We start from the raw sequence: 20313 nt of genomic DNA, 5'->3' as shown, positions 1-20313 counted from the left end.
AGGCGGGCCTGTAGTGCTCGGCCCGGTGAGCGCGGTGGGTGGCGCGCCCGTCGATGTTTCCCGAGGGAGGCATTTTTTTCCGGGGAGGGAACGCCACTAACGGCGGAGAGTGGACACGGTGGCGCGTCATGATCCAGACGCCCCCCAGCTGGGGTGGCCCGGGAGCGGGAGGGGCGCGCAGCCGGCCGCCGCCGGACCCATCACTGTGCAGTCGGAGCGGACAGCGAGCGCTTGCACGGACGTCGAGCGTGCGTGAACGACACTCATCGGCGGTCCTTCGGGGGTTCGGCCTGCTCGCTGATGAGGTCTGCGAGCGCTTCGAGGTCGTCGGCCTCGTCCCGTAGAGCCTGGGTCCCGGCCTCGAGGAGCATCGACACGAGCCGACTGCGGCTCGCTGAGTGGGACAGGAACCGAGGCGCGTCAGTCGAGGCCGTGCGCACGTCGACGGCGTGAGCTCGCAACGCCTGCGTGATCAGCTCGGCATCGTCAGGGCTAGGCAGGGTGATGGTCACAGCGTCATCGATGTAGGCGCGCAACGTGCTCTCCTCCTCGGTCGAGACCGGGTCGTCGGTCGTGGTCGAGGCTGGGTCGTCGGTCGTGGTCCAGGCCGGCTCGTCGTGCTCGATTGCGGTGAGCAAGGCGCGCTTGCGCTTCATGAACTCCGCGCGACGGGCCTCGTCCGTGGAGCCCACGAGCTGGTGCGCCTCCCCCGTGATCCAGCGCGTCTCCCTCAGGATCGCTGCGGGCGAGTCGAGGGGCTGCACGACCTGCTCTGCGGTAGCGGTCTCGTGGTCGACGGCGGTCACGCGCTCGCCTCCAGGTCCTCGGAAGGGAGCGCGACGTCGGCGGACGGCGCTGAGGTCGCGGTCGCGAGCTCGTCGGCGATGCGCCGAAGGTCGAGAGCGCGAGCGAGCCGCTGCGCCAGGTGCAGCGCGAGCGTCCGCGGGTCACGGCCCTGCTCCTCCCGAGAGCCGGCGACGATCGAGGCGGCCTCGTGCGTGGCGGTGCTGGTGATGGTGTCGGCCGTAGCGCGCAGCTCGGCGACGACGAGGTCGCGGTCGTCGGCCGTGAGGCAGAGCGAGAGCTGGGGGTGGTTGGACATAGCGTGCTGCTCCTTCGTGGTGGTGATGAGCCGGGTCGGCTCGGGTTCACCGGCGAGCGCCGGTGGGTCGGTGGGTGTGTGCTCGGCGCTCGGGGACGGGCGCAGAGCCGCGGGGCGGACGTGGTGCGGGCCGGCGCGGCGCTCGTCGGCGCGACGGCGTTGTTCGGCGAGGCGGGCAACGGTGCCCGGTCGACAGACGGGGCAGGGTGCTGGATTAGCCGCGGGACCGACCCACCCGCGCTCGCAGGTGTGAGGGGCGAGGGTGTCGGCCGGGACCAGGTCCCCGTCGCGGGTGCGGACCATGCCATCGAGTCGAGGGGGGCTCATCGGGCACACCTTCCGGAAGGGGAGCAGGAGGGCTGGCTGAGTGGGTGAGCGGTCATCCGGGAGCACCTTCCTGGGCCGGCTGATGGGAGGCGGGTGAGACCGACAGATCAGGGGGGGTGCCCCCCTGATCTGCTACCCGTCCCGTCCCGTCCCGACCCGTTCCCGGCACTGACGATCGTTTTCTCCCAGGTTTCTGCTGGATACCTGCTGATGCGCGAACAGGGTGACCGTGGTTGACCAGCCACTTTGCGGTCTGCTCGCTGTAGAAAGGCTCGTTTGGAGGCGGCCGGAGGGGGAAAACGAGATCTGCATTTTCGCTGTCGGAGCGTCCTCGATTGCATGCGAAACAGGCCGGGACGTAGGTCTCAACGGTCGCCGGTTGGCCCGGGACGCGGTGATCGTAGGTCCCTCGACGGGGGCCTCGGCGGTCCTGCCAGTTGACGATGATCCCGCAGTACGCGCACTGATCGCCCCACTTCAGCCGCACCGGGACGGTGAGGGCGGTGTTCGAGGCGTCAGCCCTGCGCTGACGCTCCCACTCGATCTCTGCAGCGGGGCGGATATGGACCCAGTTCGGGTCATCCACCAGCTGCCAGCTGCGAGCGCCGGTCTTCTTGTCGATGTGCTCGGTCAGGATGCCGGCGTGCACGGCCTGGGCGACGAGCACGGACCAGCGGGTGCCGCCCAACGTCTCCACCGTGTCTCGGTTGATCCTGCCGTCAGTGAGGTGGGCGGCTGAGAGCTCGGCCAGGGCGTGAACGAACCCGTAGACCTCCCACTTGGTGCGCCGGTCCGCCTTCGGTGCGTCTCGGAGCGCGGCCACCCTTGGGTGCCCGTGCGCGTTGTCGGACGTCTTGACCCACGCCATATCTGACCTATCTCCCTTCCTTGAGGACCGGGTAGTGCATGACGACGAGAAAGCGAGCCACCGGGATGGGTGTGGGGTGAGGGGCTCGCACGGTCAGCCCTCTCAGGCGCCGCGCTGGCGGTCTGCGGCGTCGATCTGGTCCTGGACCCAGGCGTCGAGCTCAGCGCGCTGGTACATGACGCGGCGGCCGAGTCGGAACGACCGGGGGCCGGTGCCGCGGTGCCGCCAGAGTCGGAGCGTGGCCTCAGGGACGCGGGTGTAGGCGGAGGCCTCCTTGAGGTTGAGGAGGTCGAGGTTGGGACTGGTGTCGGTCATGATCTGGAGCCCTTCCATGTGTGTTGCGTGGAGACTACAAACACACGGTAACACGAGTCTGCTTCACCGTGTGTTGGTAAGCATTTGCGTGTTACCGTGTGCTCATGACTCCGAGGAAGAAGGACCCCGTGGGGCGCGCCGACGATCGTCGCGTGGGCTCAAATGTCCGCTACGCCCGCCAGGAGGTGGGCCTATCCCAGAGCGACCTCGCCGCGGCGATGCGGGAGGCCGGCCAGGAACATTGGCACCAGACGACCGTCTCCCGGGTCGAGCGGGGGGCACAGTCGATCACCGTCGCGGAGGGCATGGCGTTGACGACGATCCTGGGACCCGGTGTGTCGTTCGGGACCTCGACGGACTCAGAGCTCCAGTTGTCCGCGGACCTCATCCAGCGCGGCCAGCTCTTGAAGCGGCTGCGCTACGTGGACGAGGCGTTGACGGAGTTGACCAGGGTCGTGCGCGATATGCGCGAGGTCCTCGCGGACCCCCAGCTCGAGGAGGACCACCCCGAGGAGGAGAGGGACCGTGGCGAGCATCCAGAAGCGACCTGATGGGAAGTGGCGGGCCCGCTACCGGGACGCGGCGGGGAAGGAGCACGCCTCCCACCACGCGCAGAAGGTCGGCGCGCAACGGTGGCTGGACGAGCGCACCGCGGAGCTAGTCACGGGTCAGTGGGTCGACCCGTCCGCGAGCCGGGCGGCCGTGGGACAGGTCGCGGAGATGTGGCTGGCGACGCACCCGAGCTGGGCGGAGTCGACCCGCGCCAGGAACAGGTCCGTCCTCGACAACCACGTCCTCCCGGTATGGGGCAAGGTCCCCCTGTCACGGGTGACGTTCGAGGGGGTACAGGGTTGGGTCAGCGACCTCCAGAGGGCGGGCCTCGCGGCCGCGACGGTGCGCAAGGTCGCTGGCGTCCTCTCGTCCGTGCTCCGCTACGCGGTGAAATCCAAGCGGCTCGTGGTCAACCCCGCGGAGGGGATCTCCCTGCCCTCACAGAAGCTGACGCCGCGGCGATACCTCGACGCGCGCCAGGTGGAGGGGCTCGCGGAAGCGGCCGGCGAGCACGGTCGGGACGTGGTGCTCGTGCTGGCGTACTGCGGCCTGCGGATCGGTGAGCTATCGGCGCTCAGGGCGCGGAACGTGCTCCTGCTGCGGAGGCGACTGACGATCGAGGAGTCGGTGACCGAGGTCAACGGGCGGCTCGCGTGGTCCTCCCCCAAGGACCACCAGCGGCGATCGGTGCCCTTCCCCTCGTTCCTGGCGGAGTCGTTGGCGCGGCGCGTCGACGGGCTCGACAAGGAGGACCTGGTCTTCGGATCGCCGCAAGGGGGCGTGCTGCGCGTGCGGAACATGCGACGGGGGTGGTTCGACGCGGCCGCGGAGGATGCAGGCCTGACGGGCCTGACGCCACACGAGCTGCGGCATACCGCGGCGAGCATGGCCGTGTCCGCCGGCGCGAGCGTACTGGCCCTCCAGCGGATGCTCGGGCACGAGAAGCCGAGCGTCACCTTGGACGTCTATTCCGACCTCTTCGATGAGGACCTAGACACGGTCGCGGACCGGCTCACGGACGCCCGTTCGCGGATTCTTGCGGACTCTGTGCGGACCGGAGAGGTCGCGACGTTCCCCCAGATGCGTGCGACAGGCCCCTGACCTGCACTGATGTGCGTGCCCCCGGCAGGATTCGAACCTGCGACACCCGCTTTAGGAGAGCGGTGCTCTATCCCCTGAGCTACGAGGGCCGAGCCCGGCGTCTGGGCCGGGCGCGACGTCAATCTTCTCACGCCCCGCACGTGTGTATCGTCCGCGGCATGATCACCGCCGAGGACCTCGTCCGCGAGGGCACCGCGCTCAGCGACCGCTTCGGGCGGGAGCGCGCCGACGCCTTCGGCCAGTCGCTGCCCGGCCTGGTGGACAGACTCCGTGGCCGGTGGGGCCTGCGGCCACAGGGGCTCTACCCCTCCGGCGCGACCTCCGTCGTCCTCGCCGTCGAGGCGGAGGGCCACGGCCCGGCTGTGCTCAAGGTCAGCCCGGACGCCGCCTTCCTCACCCGCCAGAGCAGGATGATGCGGCACCTGGCCGCCACCGGCCGCGCACCGACGGTCCTCGTGGAGGCTCCGGAGGACGGTGCCGTCCTGCTGGAACGGATCGTGCCAGGGCACACCCTCGACAGCACGCGCGGGGAGCCGCCCACCCCTCCGCAGTGGGCTTCGCTGCTGCAGGACCTGCACCGCACCGACGTCGACGGGGTCAGCGACACCCTCGCCGACCGCTGCGAGGACATGGTCGACCGCATCGGCGCCCGCCAGGCCCTTCCCCAGGTCCGCACGCACGTCCCGGACAGCCTGTGGCAGCGCGTCGTCGCCGACTGCCGCGATCTGATCCGCACCGGCACCGAGCAGGTCGTCATCCACGGGGACCTGCACCTGGGCAACGTGCTCGACGGCGGTGACCGCGGGCTGGTCGTCATCGACCCCAAGCTGTGCGTCGGTGACCGGTGCTTCGACATGGTCGACTACGTGGTCACCGAGGGGGACGCGGCCCGGATGCGAACGCGCGCGGCCGAGCTGGCACCGCTGGTGGGGATGGACCTGGACAGGCTGCTCGGCTGGTGCGCGGTGAACGCCGTGGTGACCGCGATCTCGCACATCACCTGGTCCGGGTCGAGCGCGCGCACCGATGAGCTGCTCTTGTTGGCCGGCCACTCCTGAGACCCCACGGCCGACACGACAGTCCCCGACCACCAGGTGGTCGGGGGCTGTCGTGCGCCGGTGCGCTGCGTCAGGAGGACGCTGCTGCGGCCAGGTTGTTGAGGGCCTCTTCCAGCTGCTCCTCGGTGACCAGCGGGAAGGAGATCTTCTTCAGCAGGTCGGGGTCGGTGACCTTGCCCCAGCTGTAGGTGTGCCGGACCTCGGTGCTGTCCGGACCGAGCGGGGTCAGCTCCCAGACCCACTCCCACCCGGGAGGGGTGGTGCCGGCCGGCGCGGTCTCCCACGCCAGCAGCTTGCCCTCGTCGTAGCCGGTGACGTGGTTGTCGGTCTTGTACTCACCACCCATGTGGTCGCCGCTCATGTTCATGGTGAACACCTGGCCGGTCCCCGTGATGCGGTCCCCGTGGTCCACGGAGAGCACGAAGCCCGACCCGTCGATGGCCACGTGGTTCTGCGGCAGGGACAGCACGCCGAAGACGTCCTTGTTCGCCACGTCGATGGTGCGCGTGACAGTGACACTCGTCGTTTCGCTCATACCTCGACGCTAACGACCAGCTCGCCCAGGCGCGACCTGAAGTCGTGACCTACGCGGTCAGCCGGATGGTGTGCACGTTCGGGATGGCGGCATACCGCTGCGGGGTGCACGTGAGCAGGATGACCTGGACGTCCTCGCCCACCGCGGCCTCGGAGCCGAGCACCCGACCCATCTGCGCCAGCCGCTCGGGGTCGCTGTACCCCAGGGCGTCGTCGATGACGACGGGCACACCCTGCTGGGGATCGACCAGGTGCGCCACCGCGAGCCGGGCGAGGATCCCCAGCTGTTCCTTGGCCCCACCCGAGAGCTGGTCGAAGGGCACCGTGGTGCCGTCCACGGTCCTGGACCGCACGCTGAGGTCCTCGTCCACACCTACCCCGAAGGTGTCGCCGTAGACCTGCCTGCCCAGTCCTTCGAGGGCCTCGGTGAACGGACGCACGTAGGCGCGGTGGGCGGCGTCCCGGTGCTGGTGCAGGGTGCCGCGCAGGTGACGCACCGCACGCGCCCGACGGTCCAGGCCGGCGAGACGGCGCTCGGCCTCGGCCAGGTCCGCCTCGGCAAGGTCGTAGAGCTCCTGCCGCCCCTCGCTGGCAGCCAGCTCCACCTGCCCGTTCAGGGTATGCAATATCTCGCGGGCCACCTCAGCCGCATCCTCGGCGCGGGCCGCCTCGCGCTGGGTCACCGCCCACCGCTCGCGCAGCCCGTCTACGTCGGCCCGGATGACCGCCTGCTGGGCCGTCTGCTGCTCGGTCCGCGCGTCCGCCAGCTCCTCTGCGAGGCGGTGGGCGTGCCGTTCGAGATCCTCGTCGGACGTCTCCTCCCGGGCAGCCCGCAGCGCTTCGACCAGCAGCGAGAGCCGTTCCCGTTCCCCGTGCAGGCGTCCGCCGAACCGGTCCGCCCGGGCACCAAGCTCGCGCTGCCGGGTCCGACCCTCGGACAGGGCCTCTGCCGCGGCGCGGCGCGCCTCGCGGCACCGACGCACCTCGTCGGCGGCCTCCTGCTCTGCTCGGCGGGCGTCCTCTCCGTCCCGGGGCAGCACCGACGGCGGCTCCTCCCCGAGGGACCGTCGCTCGGTCGCGGCGTCGACCCGCGCACGGGCCCGTTCCACGTCGGCGAGGAGACGGGTAGGAGCGCCCCCGGCGAGCGTGGCCTGCAGGTCCTCGGCACTGCCGGTGCCGTGCGCGACGAGCAGCGACTCCAGGTCCCGGGTGCTCTCCCGCAGCCGGTCATGGGCCTCCTGGGTCTCCCTCGCCCGGGCGACGACCTCCTCCAGGGTGCGACAACCCAGGTCGTAGAGCGCCGTGTTCACCGCGACCCGGGCAGCGGCCAGGCTGGTCAGCCGCTGCTCGGCGTCGGCAGCGGACGTCACCCGGACCCGGACCGCTCCGGGCACAGTGATCTCCAGGTCGTCGGTGGCGACGAAGGACTGCGCCTCCGCCCAGTCCACCTCGACCGCCCGCCGGTCGTGCCGCCCCTTGACCTGGGCCGTGGTCCCGAGGGACTGGACCTCGACGCGCGGGCTGGCCGCCTCGTGCTGGGCCTCCAGCACCGCCAGCTCGCGGACCAGCCGGTCCACGTGGTGCAGGTGCTGCTGGGTCACGCTGACGTCCGGGAGCGCCGCCCGGTCACGGGCGACGACCTCACCGCGACGCCGCACGTCCTCCAGCCGCTGCTCGAGCTCGGTGACACGGTCCCGGTCCGCCAGCAGCTCGCGGTCGGCCCGCGCGCGGTCCAGCCGCGCGTCGGCCTGCTCCCCGGCCACCTCGGCCTGCTCCACCGCGGCATGGGCGTCACGCAGCACGGGATCCAGCAGGTGCGCCTGCTCGGTCAGGTCGGCCAGCTGCTGCTGCAGCTGCTCCACCCCCGCCCGGAGGGTGTCCACCTCGGCGACCTGACGACGACGGGAGGCGAGCGCACCGTCTGCGGCGCCCGCACGGCCTTCGGTCTCGCGGCACCGGGAGGTCACCTCGCGCAGCGTCGACTCGAGCGCAGCGACGGCCTGGTGGCGTGCCTGCGCGTCGGCGAGCTCGGCGCGAGCCGCCGTGCGGCGCGCGTCGGCCAGCTCGACGTCCTCGCCGGCCCGGGCGTGCCGTTCCAGCAGGCCCTCGGCCTCGACCAGCCGCCGGTGCGCCTCGGCCACCTCGCCCTGGGCCTCGGTGTGGTCGGCGATCGCTGCTCGGTACGCGCCGCTCGGGCGTCCGGTGCGGGCGGTGAAGTACCGCAGGTACTCCTCCTCCACCAGGTCCAGCACCCTCTCCCCACCGTCGTCGTGCAGGCGCGCGTCGGCGGCACCGTCCAGGGCCTCCCGGAGCACGCCGCTGGAGACCAGCGGCACCACCGTGCCGTCGCCCGACTGGGTGAAGCGCAGTGCCTCCCACAGCGTGGTGTCCACTCCCGTGAGCAGCTGCTCCAGGCGGGCCTGCGCCGCGGAACCGGTCAGCTGCTCGGGGTCCGGGGACAGCACCTCGAGCTCGGTGAGCGGGCTGCGCAGCCACCGCTTCGCGACCCGCACCCGGCGTCCCGCCACGGTGAACTCGGCCTCCACGAACGGTCCGACGTCCCGCCCGATGGGCTGCAGCGCCCGGACCCGCGCGCTGCTCGAGGTGGACTTCAGCTCGAGCAGTCGGTCGAAGGCCTCCAGCAGGGTGGACTTGCCGATCTCGTTGGGTCCCTCGACCACCACGACCCCGGAGTCCGGGAGGTGCACGGTGCGCTCGGTCACGGCGCGCACGTCCCGCACGGTGATCCGGTGCACCCTCATGACGCGCTCCGGGAGAGGCGGTAGAGCAACGACAACGCGTCCCGTGCGCTGTCCCCGTCGTCGGGTCGCCCGGCCACGAAGGGCTCGTCCTGCGGGGCGGGCTCCCCGGTCGCCTGCTCCGCATCCACCCTGATCTCGTCCACGGCGGATCCGAGGAACCCGCCGAGGCCCAGCTCACCCCACTCCTGCTGGTCGCTCACGACGACGACCTCTCGGTGCTGGTCCCGCTCGACCAGCGCGCCCAGGTGGTCCCGGTGGCGCTCGCGCAGCACTTCCAACCGGGCGTGCTGGGCGACGCCGAGCGTGCCCCGCAGGTTCAGGAAGACCACCGCCCGGTCCTTGTCGGGCACCGCCGCCAGCTCCGCGTCCAGCGCGTCCAGGTCGGCATCGGTGTCCACCTGCCGGTCCATCACCCGGAAGGACCAGCTGGCGACCGGGTGCGGGGTCACCTGCACCCGCGCGTACCGCACACCTGGATCAGCACCGGGACCGGCGTCGATATCGACGTCGACGACGAGGACCTCCCCGGGGGCGATCTCGGTCTCGCGGGTGGGCTCCGGTGTGCCGGCGTAGTAGATGTCGTCGCGGCCGGCCACCGCGGTGCGGGAGTGCCGGTCCCCCAGGGCGACGTAGTGGATCCGGCCGCCGTCCAGGGCCTCGGCCAGCACCCCGGTGCGGATCGTCGCGTGGTCGCGCCACTGCGGGTCGAAGTCGTCGACGCCGCCGTGCCCGACCACCACCCGGGTCACCCCGTCCGGGGCCGGTCCCTCGGGCAGCGCCTGCACCGCCTCGGCGACGAGGTCCCGACCCGGGTGCTTGCTGGTCCAGGGGGCCGCCACCAGCTCGACACCGTCGGCGAGGCGGTGCACCCCCGGGTGGTCCAGCACGTGCACGTGGTCCGGCACCTCAGCGAGGAAGAGGTCGGACCGGAAGATCGACGCGGCGTCCAGGGGGTCGTGGTTCCCGGGCAGCAGATACACCGGGACCGGGACGGAGCGCAGCGCCTCCAGCGCCCGGCGCACGGTCTGCCCGGTCAGGTGGTTGCTCTCGAAGACGTCGCCACAGACGACCACGAAGGCGCACCCCTGGTCGGCGGCCACCCTTCCCAGCGTGCGGATGACGTCGGCGCGGGCGGAGGTGAAGCGGGACTGTGCCTCCGGCTCGAGGAAGCGTCGGGTCATCCCGATCTGCCAGTCGGCGGTGTGCAGGAACCGGACCACGTCATCCTCCTCTCCTCGGGTCGTGCCTCCACGGTAGGAGAGGACACCGACAGACCTCGGGAGCCCGGGCCACGTGTCTGCCCCACCTGCCCCACCAGCCCCGGGCCGGGGCTCGGCCCGCTGCGGTAGACCTCAGCGCAGGGCGGTGGCGAGCGCATACCCCAGGGCCGCCAGGGCGACTCCGAGCGTCACGCTGACCCCGAGGTATGCCGCTGCTCGCCGCCACGACTCCCGTCCCAGCTCCCAGGTCTGGACCGCGAGCGTGCTCCACGTGGTCACCGCGCCGCACACCCCCGTCCCGAGCAGCAGGAAGAGCCACCCGGGCAGCACCGGCCCCAGACCCACCAGCACCCCCAGCGAGGCGGCGCCCACCAGGTTGACGAGGAGCACCCCCCGGACCGGATCCAGCGGTGAGGTCGAGGCCAGATGCCGCAGCACCGCCCCCACCGAACCACCGAGGGCCACCAGCAGCACCACCAGGACCGGGTGCACCGGCAGGCTCACGGCTCCCCCGCCCCGGGCCGCGCGAGCAGACCGACGGCTACCACCGCCCCGACGCACAGCACCGGCGTCAGCACCAGGTAGCCGGCCGCGAGCAGCGGACCCGCGGTGCCGAGGACGGCGACCTGGACGGCATACGTGGAGAAGGTGGTGAACCCACCCAGCAACCCGGTGCCCAGCCCTGGTCGCACCCAGGAGGGGTAGGAGCGGAACTCCCCCGCCACCAGCAGCGCGGCCATCGCGGCGCACCCCAGGACGTTGACCAGCAGCGTGCCCCAGGGCCATCCGGAGGTGGTCGGGACAGCCAGCTCGAGGGCCCAGCGCAGCACCGCGCCGACCGCTCCCCCGGCGCCGACGACGAGCAGGGTGGCCGGTGCGGGACCCGGGTGCCGTCGTGCGGCTGGGGAGAACACCGGCCTGAGACTACCGCTGGCCGTACACTCGGAGGATGACCAGTTCGTGCGCCGGCGCGCAACCTGCGAGTCCTCAGCCGGGTGACGCCCGGCTTCTCCGAGATGCAGGGGGCACCTCGTGCTGATCGCGAGCGGCGTCGTCGTGATCATCGTCCTCACCGTCATGACCGGCTACTTCGTGGCCCAGGAGTTCGCGTACGTCAGCGTCGACCGCGGCAAGCTCCGCCAGCTGGCCGACCAGGGGGACCCGGCGGCGAAGCGGGCCCTGACCGTCACCGCGCGGCTCTCCTTCACCCTCTCCGGCGCCCAGTTCGGGATCACCGTGACCGCCCTCCTCGTCGGCTACCTCGGCGAGGCCCTGCTGGTGCGCGGCCTCACCGAGTCCTACGCGGACGCCGGTCTGCTGGCCCGGGCAGCAATGATCTCGCTGTTCTCCATCGGCACCCTGGTCTTCTCGACGGTGCTGCAGATGGTCATCGGCGAGCTCGGACCGAAGAACTGGGCGATCGCCCGGCCGGTCCCGCTGGCCAGGGCGCTGTCCCGCAGCACCCTCATCTACCTGACGATCCTGGGACCGGTCATCACGCTCTTCGACAAGGCGTCGAACGCGCTGCTGCGCTCGGTGGGCATCGAGCCGGTGGAGGAGCTGCCCCAGGGGGCCACCCCCGAGGACCTCACCCGGATCATCGCCGAGTCGCACAGCGGCGGCACCCTGGACGCGGAGCTGTCCACCCTGCTGGAACGCGGTCTGGCCTTCCGCAACCGAGTCGCGGAAGAGGTCATGACGCCGCGCACCTCGGTGCAGACGATCCAGGCCGACGAGAACGCCGGGACCGTCCTGGAGGCGCTGCAGAGCGGCCACTCCCGCTTCCCCGTGGTGGGTCGCGACATCGACGACATCGTGGGCGTCATCGGCCTGAACGACCTGCTCGCCGTCCACCCCGACCTGCGCCGCACGGCCCTGGTCCGGGACCTCACCGACGACGCCCTCATCCTGCCCGAGTCGCTGCCGCTGCCGCGGGTGCTGGAGGCGCTGCGCGAGGGTCACCAGCAGATGGCCGTGGTGGTGGACGAGTACGGCGGCTTCGCCGGCATCGTCACCTTCGAGGACGTCGCCGAGGAGGTCGTCGGCGAGATCTGGGACGAGGACGATGACGAGGAGGCGACCAGCGCCGCCCGCGCCAACGGCATCTGGGACCTCTCGGCACGACTGCGGATCGACGAGGTCGCGCAGCTGACCGGGGTCGAGCTGCCCGAGCACGAGCACTACGACACCCTGTCCGGCCTCGTGCTGGACCAGCTGGGTCGCACCGCCGAGGTCGGCGACAGCGTGCTGGTCACCTGGACCAGCCGCGACGGCGAGGGCGAGGAGTACATGCACCTCAGCCGGGTCGACGTGGTCAGCACCCAGCGTTTCGTCCCGGAGGTGGTCGCCCTGCACCCGATGGTGACCAGGACAGCCTCGGTATGGCGTGACCTGGGTCCGGAGGAGCGGCAGCAGCTGGGTGACGGTCTGGTGATCGCCGGTCCGGATGTCGACGCCGCCGAGCTGGAGGCGGCCCGATGAGTACCACCCAGGCCCTGCTGTTCAGCGTCTTCCTGCTGGTGGCCAACGGCTTCTTCGTGGCCGCCGAGTTCGCCATCGTCGCCGCCAAGCGGCACCGGCTCGAGGAGCACGCGGAGAACGGCAGCCGTGCCGCCCGCGCGGCCGTCGAGGCCTCCCGCGAGCTGTCGCTCATGCTCGCCGGCGCCCAGCTGGGCATCACCCTGTGCACGCTGGCCCTAGGTGCCCTGGCCAAGCCCGCCCTTGCATACATGATGGAGCCGCTGATCTCGGCGCTGGGCGTCCCGGACGTGATCGTGCACGCGGTCGCCGTGGCCATCGCGGTCTCGGTCGTCGTCTTCCTGCACATGGTGGTCGGCGAGATGGCCCCGAAGTCCTGGGCGATCTCGCACCCGGAGAGCTCGGCGATGATGCTGGCGCTGCCGTTCCGCGCGTTCACCTGGGTGATGCGACCGGTGCTGTGGCTGATGAACTCCCTGGCCAACCAGCTGCTGCGTCTCGGCGGGATCGACCCGGTCGATGCGCTCGGCAACGCCCAGACGCCTGCCGACCTGCAGCTGCTGCTGGCGCAGTCGCACGAGCACGGTGTCCTGGAGGACGCCGACCACCGCATCCTCACCGGCGCGCTGCGCCTGGAGCAGGAGACGGTCGCGTCGGTGATGTTCCCGACCACTGACGCCGTCACGATCCCCCGGGCGGGCACCGCCGCGGACGTCGAGCAGATCAGCCACCGCAGCGGCCGCTCGCGGCTCTTCGTGGTGGAGCCGGTCGGTCGCGACCGCCAGCAGCGGATCCGTGGCCTGGTGCACGTGCGCGACGCGATCCTCGCCTCGGCCCAGGGCCGCCGCACGGAGTCCCTGGGGGACTTCCTGCAGCCGGTGGCCTCGCTTCCCGCGACGATGCCGCTGATCGACGCCGTCTCCAGCCTCCGTCAGCAGCGTGGTCAGCTGGCGCTGGTGCGGGACGAGCACGGCCGGGTCGTCGGGATGACCTCCATGGAGGACATCCTGGAGCAGATCCTGGGCGAGTTCGACGACGAGTCCGACGAGGCACCAGCGGCCGCCGAGCAGCAGGTCGTCGGGGCCTGACGCAACCACGGGCGACGCCCGGTGGTGATGGAGGAACGACGAGACGACGAAGGGCCCCGTCCGCGATGCGGACGGGGCCCTTCGCTCAGCTCAGGGGTGCTGGGTCAGCCGATGCGCCCGTAGCCGGAGACGCCGCCGAAGACGGCGCGCAGCTGGGTGGGGATGCCCGGGCGGCCCGAGTCGTACATCATGCCGTCGCCGGCGTAGATGCCGACGTGGTAGGCCGGGTAGCCGTAGAACACCAGGTCGCCCGGCTGCGGGTTGCTCACCGGGGTGGCGGCGGCCTGCTGCGCGGAGGTGGTGCGCGGGATGGAGATCCCGGCCTGGGCGAACACGAACTGCGTGTAGCCGGAGCAGTCGAAGCCGGCCGGGGTGCTGCCGCCGTAGACGTACGGGATGCCGGTGTAGGCGGCGGCGACGCTGAGCACGCCACCGGTGGGTGCCGGCGCGGCCGGCTCGGGGGCGGCGACCGGCTCGGGCGCGGGCTCCGGGGCGGCGGTGCGCTCCTGCGAGCGGCTGGCGCCGGTGTCCTCGCGGGCGGCGACCTGCTGGGTGGCCTGCTCGGGGGCGGCGACCGGCTCGGCCGCGGCCTCCTCGACGGGCGCTGCGTCGACGGGCGGCGCCTCGGCGACGGCCGGGACGGCCTCGACGACGGGCGCGGCCTCCACGACGGGGGTGGCGGCGGTGAAGCCGCTGGTGCCGAAGCTGGCGGCGGAGATGTCCGCCGGGGCGGCCGCGGCCTGGGCCGGGCGGTCCACGGTCAGCGTGCGGTCCGCGCTGACCTCGATGCCGAGGCGCTGCAGGCCCTCGTTCGGCTCCTGGGAGACCTCAGGGGTGGCCTGTGCGGACAGGGCGACACCGGCCAGCAGGCCGGTGGAGGCGGCGGCAACCGCGGCGGACCGGGTCAGGGTGGTGCTGGTCGTGCTGAGACGACCGGGCCGACGGTGCCGACCGGGGGCGTGCTGGGTCATGTGGTTCCTCCAGTGCCTACGGGGTGAGCTGTCGGGCTTGAGGTGGAGTACCCCATGGTCCGGTGGGCGCCGGATCATTCGCCCCAAGGGACCGTCACGGTCCCGCAAGGTGGTTCCCCCGCTCCTGTCAGCGGTGTTCGAACGTGCCACGGCCCCACGAACGCGCAGACAGGACTCGGCGGTGTCGCACCGTGGGGGCCCTTCCAGGGAGAAGGACCCACTCAGGCTACACAGCACGTCCCGCGAATGTCACGCTCCGGTAACGACGCTGTGGACAAGACTCGTCAGCCCCACCCGTCACACCCCCTCTGACCTGCAGGGATGCCCGATCTCACCGCAAGCTCCCAGAGTGCGAGTGAGTCATCTCACATCACAGATCGGTGACGCTCAGACGCAGAAGATGTGTGCGGCCACGTCCACCGGCAGGGATACGGCCTCGCCGCCCACGGCCTCCACGATGATCCGTCCGTCCTCGGCCCAGACCACCACCTGCGCGCCGGGACGCACCCCGGACTCGAGCAGCAGCCCCAGCACCTCCGGATCGACCTGGACCGGCTCGCCCAGGCGCACCACCCTGGCCTCGTCCCGGGACTGCCCCTGGGCCAGCTCGCTGCACGGTCGCCCGTCGGCCGGCGGTGCCGGCTCCTGACCGAGCTCCTCCAGACCGGGAACCGGGTTGCCGTAGGGCGAGCGGGCACCGTCCTCGACGAGGGAGAGGATGCGCTTCTCGACCTCTTCGCTCATCACGTGCTCCCACCGGCAGGCCTCGTCGTGGACGAAGGCCGGGTCGAGCCCGATGACGTCCATCAGCAGCCGCTCGGCCAGCCGGTGCTTGCGCATCACCCGGACGGCAGCCGTCCTACCCTCCGGGGTGAGCACCAGGTGCCTGTCCTCGGCCAGCTCCAGCAGACCGTCCCGCTCCATCCGCGCCACCGTCTGGGAGACGGTCGGGCCGGACTGACCCAACCGCTCGGCGATCCGGGCGCGCATGGGAAGCACGCCGTCCTCCTCCAGCTCGAAGATGATCTTCAGATACATCTCGGTGGTGTCGATCAGGTCAGTCACGTGCCCATCCTAGGAGTCGGGTCCGACGTTCGCCCAGCGGTCAGGGCTGGAGCCGCCCGCGCCGCCAGGCGGCCGGGTCGTCCAGACCGCCCGGGCCCAGACGGTCCCAGACGATCCGGTCGTGCAGGCGTCCGCGCCGTCCGGCCCAGAGCTCCACGCTGTCCGGCACCAGACGGAAGCCACCCCAGTGCTCGGGGACGGGGACGTCCTCGGGGTCGCCGTGGTCCGGCCAGCGCTGCTCGCAGTCGCGGTAGGTCTGCTCGAGCTCGGCCCGACCCGCCACCGGAGAGCTCTGCGCCGACGCGTGCGCACTGATCCTGGAGCCGTAGGGCCGGCTGCGGAAGTAGTCGGTGACCAGGTCCCGGTCCAGCTGGTGGGCCTGCCCGCGGAACCGGACCGCCCGGAACATCGAGGGCCAGGTCAGGGCCGCGGCCATCACCGGTCGGGCGGCCAGCTGCCGTCCCTTGGCCGAGGACAGTCCGGTGAAGAAGGCCGGGCCGGTCGCGTCCAGGTACCGCATCAGCACGGTGCGCACGTCGGGCATGCCATCCGCGTCCACCGTCGCCACCGAGAGCGCCGTGGGCTCGGGGACGTCACCCCGCTCCCGTCCGCGCACGATCGCCTCGTCCAGCCAGGCCTGCACCACCAGCAGCGGGGCGTCCGGGGCCTGCGCCTCGGACAGGCCCTCCCCGGTGTAGTCGACGCGGTCGGAGCCGGTCCGCCCGTCCGCGCTCATCGCCCGGGCCGTCGGGGAAGGTGCACCGTGCGCCGCAGGGCGTCCGGGGTCTGCCGCTTGCCGGGGTCGGTGTTCAGCAGCAGCGTGTCGAAGGGGGCGTCGGTGTGCGGGTGCACCCCGACCGGCTCGTTGCGCGAGAAGACGACCCAGTAGGGCTGCCCGCGGTGGAAGACCTGCTGCAGCGAGCCCTCGACCACCGTCTCGGCGTGCGCCAGGGCGTGCTTGCGCGGGTTGGACCGCGCCTTCGCCGCCCGCTCCTGCACCATCCGCTGGGCGGGCTCGCGCTGCTTGAGGATCTGGTCCACGACCTGGGGGCCGTAGCGCTGCGCGAGGGCGTAGACGACGGGGCCGTACTTGATCGCCTGACGCGCCAGACGTGTCTTGCCTCCGGGCACGAATGTCCTCCTGGGTCCGTCGGGATGCACCACCAGCGTAGGTGGCGCCTGCTCAGGTCAACGCCCGACGGCATACCCCTGCATTCCCCGGGGGTTGGCCGCCGCGCTGACCAGCCCGTTCTCCGGGTCGCGCGCGACCGCGCACATCCGCCCCAGGCTCCACGGACCCTGGTCGAGGACCTGGTGCCCGCGGGCGCGCAGCCCGTCCAGCACGTCGTCGCCGAGCCGGGACTCGGCCACCAGCACGCCGGGCTCGCTGGCCCGGGGGTGGAACGAACCGGGGAAGCTCGTGGTGTGGAAGACCGGCGAGTCCACGGCCTGCTGCAGGCCTTCCCCGCCGACCAGGTGCCGGACGAGGAAGACGCTCTGCCACTGGTCCTGCTGGTCACCGCCAGGGGTGCCGCAGGCCAGGACCGGTACGCCGTCGCGCAGCACCAGGGTCGGCGACAAGGTGGTGCGGGGCCGCCGACCCGGGATCAGCGAGCTGGGCAGCCCCTGCTCGAGCCACATCATCTGCAACCGGCTGCCGAGGGCCAGACCGAGCTCGGGGATGAACGGGCTGGACTGCAGCCAGCCGCCGCTCGGGGTCGCCGAGACCAGCATCCCCCAGCGGTCCACGACGTCGACGTGGCAGGTGTCACCGCGGGTGTCACCGTCCCGCTGCACCGTGGGCTCGCCGGTCGAGGCGTCGGCAGCACCGTCCACCGTGCCGGCCTGCGCCCGGAGGGCCTGCTCGGCCAACCGCGGGCTGCGACCGCCGGGCGAGCCGGGGCGCAGCTCCCGGGATGCCTGCTGCTCGATGAGCGAGGCCCGCTGGGTGAGGTAGTCGGCGGCCAGCAGCTCGGTCGCAGGCACCGCGTCGGCGCCGGCGCTGTCGCCGAACCAGGCCTCCCGGTCGGCCATCGCCAGCTTCCACGCCTCGACCAGGGTGTGCACGCCTTCGACGGTGTCCAGGTCCAGGTCGGCTCCCGCGCCCGTCGCCTCGTCCGCCATCCCGAGCGCCTGGAGCAGGGTCGGGCCCTGCCCCCAGGTACCGGTCTTGGCGATCGTGTGGCCACGCCACTGGGTGGTGACCGGCTCCTCCCAGGTCGCCTCGAAGGACGTCACGTCCTGGGCGGTGATCACGCCCGGCAGCACGGCGCCACCGCTGTGCCGGAAGGCCCGGCGGGCGAAGGCACCGATGGCCTCGGCGACGAAGCCCTGACGCCAGGCACGGAGCACGGCGTCAATACCGGCTTCACGACCACCACCCCCGCGACCGGCGGCGTCCTCCTCGGCGAGCAGCCGGTCCAGGGTGTCGGCCCAGGCGTGGTTGGTCACCAGCGACCCCGGCTGCGGGGCGGCGCCGTCGACCAGCCACTGCTGCGCGGAGGTGTGCCAGTCCTGGGTGAAGAGGTCGCTGACCCGGTCGATGGTGGCACTGACCCGCTCCAGCACAGGGTGCCCGTGCCGGGCGTAGTGCACGGCGGGGGCCAGGACCGTCCGTGCGGACAGGGTGCCGCGGTCCCGCAGCAGCGTCAGCCAGGCGTCGACCGCACCGGGCACCGCGGTGGCCAACGGCCCTGAGCCGGGCACCCGGTCGAGACCGGCGGCGGCGAAGTGCTCCGGGGTGGCACCGGCAGGGGCCGGCCCCTGCCCGCAGAGCACCCGCGGTGCGGGGTCGTCGCCACCGGCGACGATCAGCGGCAGGTCCCCGCCAGGTCCGTTGAGGTGCGGCTCGACGACCTGCAGGACGAAGCCGGCGGCGACGGCACCGTCGGCGGCGTTGCCGCCCTGCTCGAGCATCGCCATCCCGGCCTGGGAGGCGAGCCAGTGCGTGCTGGAGACCATCCCGAGGGTGCCGGTGAGGGTGGGCCTGGTGGTGAAGGTCATGGCTCAGCCCAGGGTCGCGAGGACGGGGACCAGGACCAGGGCGGCCAGGGCCAGCAGGACGACGACACGGCGGGTGCGGGCACTCATGCTCAAGTCACTTTCTCGGGGAGGGGCTCGGTCATCCGGACCAGGTGGACCGGCCGCGGCCAGGTCGCACGGAAGCGGAGCCGGAGCTGGTCGTGGCGCATGACGTAGATGGTCGCAAGGATCGCGGTGCCGCCGCACATCACGGTGGCGATGAGGATGACAGCCCGGGGCCCGAACTGCTCGGCGAACCACCCCAGGAAGGGCGCCCCGAGGGGCGTCCCCCCCATGAAGATCGTCATGTACAGGGCCATCACCCGGCCCCGGACGTGCTGGTCGACGGTCAGCTGGACCATCGAGTTGGCGCTGACCATGACGTTCAGCGCGAAGAACCCGGTGGGGATGAGCAGCAGCGTGTAGAGGGTGAAGCTGGGCGAGAAGGCCAGCAGCAGGGTGCACAGCGCGAACGCGGCCAGCGACCCCAGCAGCAGCCGCCAGCGGGGACGCTCCCGGCGCGCTGCCATCAGGGCGCCGGCGAGCGAGCCGATGGCCATGATGGAGCCGGTGATGCCGAACTCGGTCACGTCCTTGTCGAAGGCCTCGGTCGACATCAGCGCGTTGAAGAGCTGGAAGTTCATCCCGAACGTGCCGTGCATGAAGGCGATGACCAGGATCAGCATGATGTCCGGTCGACCGCGCACGTAGGCGATGCCCTCGCGCACCCGACCCCGCTCCCCGGTCCGCGGCTTGCTGGACAGCTGGCGGGGGTCCAGCATCAGCAGGGCCACGATCACCGCCACGAAGGTGAGCGCGTTGAGCAGCAGCGTGGGGCCGGTGCCGAAGGCCGCGATCAGCAGGCCGGCGACGCCCGGGCCCAGCAGCCGCCCGGAGTGGAAGCTGGCCGAGTTGAGGCCGACGGCGTTTGTCAGCTTGGCCTTCGGCACCATCTCGGAGACGAAGGACTGGCGGGCCGGGGCGTCGACGGCGGCCGCGGTGCCGGACAGGAAGGCGAGCACGAACATGTGCCAGAGCTGCATGTGCCCGGTGAGCACGGCGACCCCCATGAGCACCGCGAAGAACGCCATCGCGGACTGGCTGATGAGCATCACCCGGCGCTTGGGGAAGTTGTCGCTGATCGCCCCCGCGAACGGTGTGAAGAGCAGGATCGGCAGGAACTGCAGCCCGGTGACGATGCCCAGCGCCTGCGCGGAGTTGTCGGTCAGCTCGGTCAGCACCACCCAGTCCTGGGCCACCCGGCCCATCCAGGTGCCGGTGTTGGAGACGATCGCACCGGCGGCGTAGATCCGGTAGTTGCGTACCGAGAGCGCGGAGAACATCGCGCTCATCGGGACTCCCTGCCGTCCGCGTCCAGCACCTGCTCGATGAGCACGGCCGCCTTGCGCAGCAGCTCGCGGTCCCCCTCGGACAGGCCCTCCAGGCGGGCCGCCATCCAGGCGTCCCGCAGCGCCCGCTCCCGGTCCACGACCTCACGGCCCGCGTCGGTGAGCGAGAGGTGCACCAGCCGGCCGTCGTCCGGGTCGGGGGCGCGGTCGACATACCCCTGCTCGTGCAGCTGGGCGACGGTGCGGCTGATGCTCGGAGCGCTGACCTGCTCGATGGCGGCCAGCTCCCCGAGGGTCCGGGGCCGGTCGTGCAGCCGGACCAGCACGCTGAAGCGGTGCGGGGCGATGGTGTTGTCGGCGTCGAAGCGCACCTTCCGCGCCACCCGCATACAGGCGATCCGGAGGTCGTGCGCCAACGCTGCGGTGAGGGGATCGGCGTCAGGCATACGATCGTTAGCCTATCTCATTACCTCGGCTAACGATCACCCCGGTGGCCCGGTAA

21 protein-coding genes, 1 tRNA gene and 1 riboswitch are annotated in these 20313 nt (G+C 71.9%); of the genes, 5 read left to right on the top strand and 17 right to left on the bottom strand.

Translation table 11 applies throughout. From position 1 onward, the window contains the following. Nucleotides 1-263: 263 nt before the first annotated feature. The 4 genes from ACI3EY_RS03665 to ACI3EY_RS03650 form a co-directional block, all read right to left on the bottom strand. Complete coding sequence (locus ACI3EY_RS03665; RefSeq protein WP_405039453.1) at nucleotides 264-806, bottom strand: hypothetical protein; 543 nt, start codon at nucleotides 804-806, stop codon at nucleotides 264-266. Further along, nucleotides 803-1429, bottom strand: a complete 627-nt coding sequence (locus tag ACI3EY_RS03660; protein WP_405039452.1) for a hypothetical protein — start codon at nucleotides 1427-1429, stop codon at nucleotides 803-805. Before ACI3EY_RS03660 ends, ACI3EY_RS03665 begins: the two co-directional genes overlap by 4 nt. Nucleotides 1430-1481: 52 nt before the next feature. Continuing rightward, the gene (locus ACI3EY_RS03655; RefSeq protein WP_405039451.1) at nucleotides 1482-2297 is read right to left on the bottom strand and encodes a hypothetical protein; all 816 of its coding nucleotides are present in this window, start codon (nucleotides 2295-2297) and stop codon (nucleotides 1482-1484) included. 102 nt (nucleotides 2298-2399) lie between these two features. Further along, nucleotides 2400-2612: a helix-turn-helix transcriptional regulator gene (locus ACI3EY_RS03650; RefSeq protein ID WP_405039450.1), complete on the bottom strand. Its 213-nt coding sequence runs from the start codon at nucleotides 2610-2612 to the stop codon at nucleotides 2400-2402. Between the two features lie 128 nt (nucleotides 2613-2740). Here ACI3EY_RS03650 and ACI3EY_RS03645 point away from each other — a divergent pair, with 128 nt between their 5' ends. Then, nucleotides 2741-3163: a helix-turn-helix domain-containing protein gene (locus ACI3EY_RS03645; RefSeq protein WP_405039449.1), complete on the top strand. Its 423-nt coding sequence runs from the start codon at nucleotides 2741-2743 to the stop codon at nucleotides 3161-3163. Nucleotides 3164-3332: 169 nt separating this feature from the next. Next, nucleotides 3333-4265 (top strand): tyrosine-type recombinase/integrase, encoded by a 933-nt coding sequence (locus ACI3EY_RS03640; protein ID WP_405039448.1) that lies wholly within the window; start codon nucleotides 3333-3335, stop codon nucleotides 4263-4265. A 16-nt stretch (nucleotides 4266-4281) separates the two neighbouring features. On the opposite strand, the gene ACI3EY_RS03635 is transcribed toward ACI3EY_RS03640, so the two are convergent. Beyond that, nucleotides 4282-4354, bottom strand: a tRNA-Arg gene (locus ACI3EY_RS03635). A 69-nt stretch (nucleotides 4355-4423) separates the two neighbouring features. On the opposite strand from ACI3EY_RS03635, the gene ACI3EY_RS03630 reads away from it, so the two are divergent. Further along, the gene (locus tag ACI3EY_RS03630; RefSeq protein WP_405039447.1) at nucleotides 4424-5323 is read left to right on the top strand and encodes an aminoglycoside phosphotransferase family protein; all 900 of its coding nucleotides are present in this window, start codon (nucleotides 4424-4426) and stop codon (nucleotides 5321-5323) included. 70 nt (nucleotides 5324-5393) lie between these two features. On the opposite strand, the gene ACI3EY_RS03625 is transcribed toward ACI3EY_RS03630, so the two are convergent. From ACI3EY_RS03625 to ACI3EY_RS03605, 5 genes are all read right to left on the bottom strand, one after another. Continuing rightward, nucleotides 5394-5858 carry an SRPBCC family protein gene (locus ACI3EY_RS03625; RefSeq protein ID WP_405039446.1) on the bottom strand — a complete coding sequence of 155 codons (465 nt, stop codon included), beginning with the start codon at nucleotides 5856-5858 and terminating at the stop codon, nucleotides 5394-5396. 49 nt (nucleotides 5859-5907) lie between these two features. Then, a complete protein-coding gene (locus tag ACI3EY_RS03620) occupies nucleotides 5908-8619 on the bottom strand; it encodes an AAA family ATPase (RefSeq protein ID WP_405039445.1) in 2712 nt (903 codons plus the stop codon). Next, the gene (locus ACI3EY_RS03615; RefSeq protein WP_405039444.1) at nucleotides 8616-9839 is read right to left on the bottom strand and encodes a metallophosphoesterase family protein; all 1224 of its coding nucleotides are present in this window, start codon (nucleotides 9837-9839) and stop codon (nucleotides 8616-8618) included. Before ACI3EY_RS03615 ends, ACI3EY_RS03620 begins: the two co-directional genes overlap by 4 nt. 132 nt (nucleotides 9840-9971) lie before the next feature. Beyond that, nucleotides 9972-10343 (bottom strand): fluoride efflux transporter FluC, encoded by a 372-nt coding sequence (locus ACI3EY_RS03610; protein WP_405039443.1) that lies wholly within the window; start codon nucleotides 10341-10343, stop codon nucleotides 9972-9974. Beyond that, nucleotides 10340-10753, bottom strand: a complete 414-nt coding sequence (locus tag ACI3EY_RS03605) for a FluC/FEX family fluoride channel (RefSeq protein WP_405035759.1) — start codon at nucleotides 10751-10753, stop codon at nucleotides 10340-10342. The genes ACI3EY_RS03610 and ACI3EY_RS03605 overlap by 4 nt, the downstream gene beginning before the upstream one ends. A gap of 118 nt (nucleotides 10754-10871) precedes the next feature. On the opposite strand from ACI3EY_RS03605, the gene ACI3EY_RS03600 reads away from it, so the two are divergent. Next, nucleotides 10872-12320, top strand: a complete 1449-nt coding sequence (locus ACI3EY_RS03600; protein ID WP_405039442.1) for a hemolysin family protein — start codon at nucleotides 10872-10874, stop codon at nucleotides 12318-12320. Further along, entirely contained in the window at nucleotides 12317-13405 is a 1089-nt protein-coding gene (locus ACI3EY_RS03595; RefSeq protein WP_405039441.1) for a hemolysin family protein, read from the top strand. Before ACI3EY_RS03600 ends, ACI3EY_RS03595 begins: the two co-directional genes overlap by 4 nt. Nucleotides 13406-13509: 104 nt before the next feature. On the opposite strand, the gene ACI3EY_RS03590 is transcribed toward ACI3EY_RS03595, so the two are convergent. The 7 genes from ACI3EY_RS03590 to ACI3EY_RS03560 form a co-directional block, all read right to left on the bottom strand. Next, nucleotides 13510-14376 (bottom strand): C40 family peptidase, encoded by an 867-nt coding sequence (locus ACI3EY_RS03590; RefSeq protein WP_405039440.1) that lies wholly within the window; start codon nucleotides 14374-14376, stop codon nucleotides 13510-13512. After that, nucleotides 14375-14519: riboswitch (cyclic di-AMP (ydaO/yuaA leader) on the bottom strand. It overlaps the preceding gene by 2 nt. 244 nt (nucleotides 14520-14763) lie before the next feature. Then, entirely contained in the window at nucleotides 14764-15441 is a 678-nt protein-coding gene (locus tag ACI3EY_RS03585; protein WP_405035755.1) for a metal-dependent transcriptional regulator, read from the bottom strand. A gap of 40 nt (nucleotides 15442-15481) precedes the next feature. Then, complete coding sequence (gene pdxH, locus ACI3EY_RS03580; RefSeq protein WP_405039439.1) at nucleotides 15482-16177, bottom strand: pyridoxamine 5'-phosphate oxidase; 696 nt, start codon at nucleotides 16175-16177, stop codon at nucleotides 15482-15484. Beyond that, nucleotides 16174-16572 (bottom strand): hypothetical protein, encoded by a 399-nt coding sequence (locus tag ACI3EY_RS03575; protein ID WP_405039438.1) that lies wholly within the window; start codon nucleotides 16570-16572, stop codon nucleotides 16174-16176. The genes pdxH and ACI3EY_RS03575 overlap by 4 nt, the downstream gene beginning before the upstream one ends. 57 nt (nucleotides 16573-16629) lie before the next feature. Continuing rightward, complete coding sequence (locus ACI3EY_RS03570) at nucleotides 16630-18444, bottom strand: gamma-glutamyltransferase family protein (RefSeq protein WP_405039437.1); 1815 nt, start codon at nucleotides 18442-18444, stop codon at nucleotides 16630-16632. A gap of 89 nt (nucleotides 18445-18533) precedes the next feature. After that, on the bottom strand, nucleotides 18534-19814 hold the full coding sequence (locus tag ACI3EY_RS03565; RefSeq protein WP_405035751.1) for an MFS transporter: 1281 nt from the start codon (nucleotides 19812-19814) through the stop codon (nucleotides 18534-18536). Next, nucleotides 19811-20257 (bottom strand): MarR family winged helix-turn-helix transcriptional regulator, encoded by a 447-nt coding sequence (locus ACI3EY_RS03560; protein WP_405039436.1) that lies wholly within the window; start codon nucleotides 20255-20257, stop codon nucleotides 19811-19813. Before ACI3EY_RS03560 ends, ACI3EY_RS03565 begins: the two co-directional genes overlap by 4 nt. Between the last annotated feature and the right edge of the window lie 56 nt (nucleotides 20258-20313).

This window comes from Serinicoccus shuyuelongi, from assembly GCF_045032955.1.
Taxonomy (GTDB): Bacteria; Actinomycetota; Actinomycetes; order Actinomycetales; family Dermatophilaceae; genus Ornithinicoccus.
The sequence above is the reverse complement of the archived record's forward strand: the minus strand, read 5'-3'. Positions and strand labels throughout refer to the sequence as shown.

Bases quoted from the DNA above. Each gene is read 5' to 3' on its own strand.
- ACI3EY_RS03660 (WP_405039452.1), bottom strand. From the start codon at position 1,429: ATGAGCCCCCCTCGACTCGATGGCATGGTCCGCACCCGCGACGGGGAC.
- ACI3EY_RS03655 (WP_405039451.1), bottom strand. From the start codon at position 2,297: ATGGCGTGGGTCAAGACGTCCGACAACGCGCACGGGCACCCAAGGGTG.
- ACI3EY_RS03650 (WP_405039450.1), bottom strand. From the start codon at position 2,612: ATGACCGACACCAGTCCCAACCTCGACCTCCTCAACCTCAAGGAGGCC.
- ACI3EY_RS03640 (WP_405039448.1), top strand. From the start codon at position 3,333: ATGTGGCTGGCGACGCACCCGAGCTGGGCGGAGTCGACCCGCGCCAGG.
- ACI3EY_RS03630 (WP_405039447.1), top strand. From the start codon at position 4,424: ATGATCACCGCCGAGGACCTCGTCCGCGAGGGCACCGCGCTCAGCGAC.
- ACI3EY_RS03625 (WP_405039446.1), bottom strand. From the start codon at position 5,858: ATGAGCGAAACGACGAGTGTCACTGTCACGCGCACCATCGACGTGGCG.
- ACI3EY_RS03620 (WP_405039445.1), bottom strand. From the start codon at position 8,619: ATGAGGGTGCACCGGATCACCGTGCGGGACGTGCGCGCCGTGACCGAG.
- ACI3EY_RS03595 (WP_405039441.1), top strand. From the start codon at position 12,317: ATGAGTACCACCCAGGCCCTGCTGTTCAGCGTCTTCCTGCTGGTGGCC.
- ACI3EY_RS03590 (WP_405039440.1), bottom strand. From the start codon at position 14,376: ATGACCCAGCACGCCCCCGGTCGGCACCGTCGGCCCGGTCGTCTCAGC.
- pdxH (WP_405039439.1), bottom strand. From the start codon at position 16,177: ATGAGCGCGGACGGGCGGACCGGCTCCGACCGCGTCGACTACACCGGG.
- ACI3EY_RS03570 (WP_405039437.1), bottom strand. From the start codon at position 18,444: ATGACCTTCACCACCAGGCCCACCCTCACCGGCACCCTCGGGATGGTC.
- ACI3EY_RS03565 (WP_405035751.1), bottom strand. From the start codon at position 19,814: ATGAGCGCGATGTTCTCCGCGCTCTCGGTACGCAACTACCGGATCTAC.
- ACI3EY_RS03560 (WP_405039436.1), bottom strand. From the start codon at position 20,257: ATGCCTGACGCCGATCCCCTCACCGCAGCGTTGGCGCACGACCTCCGG.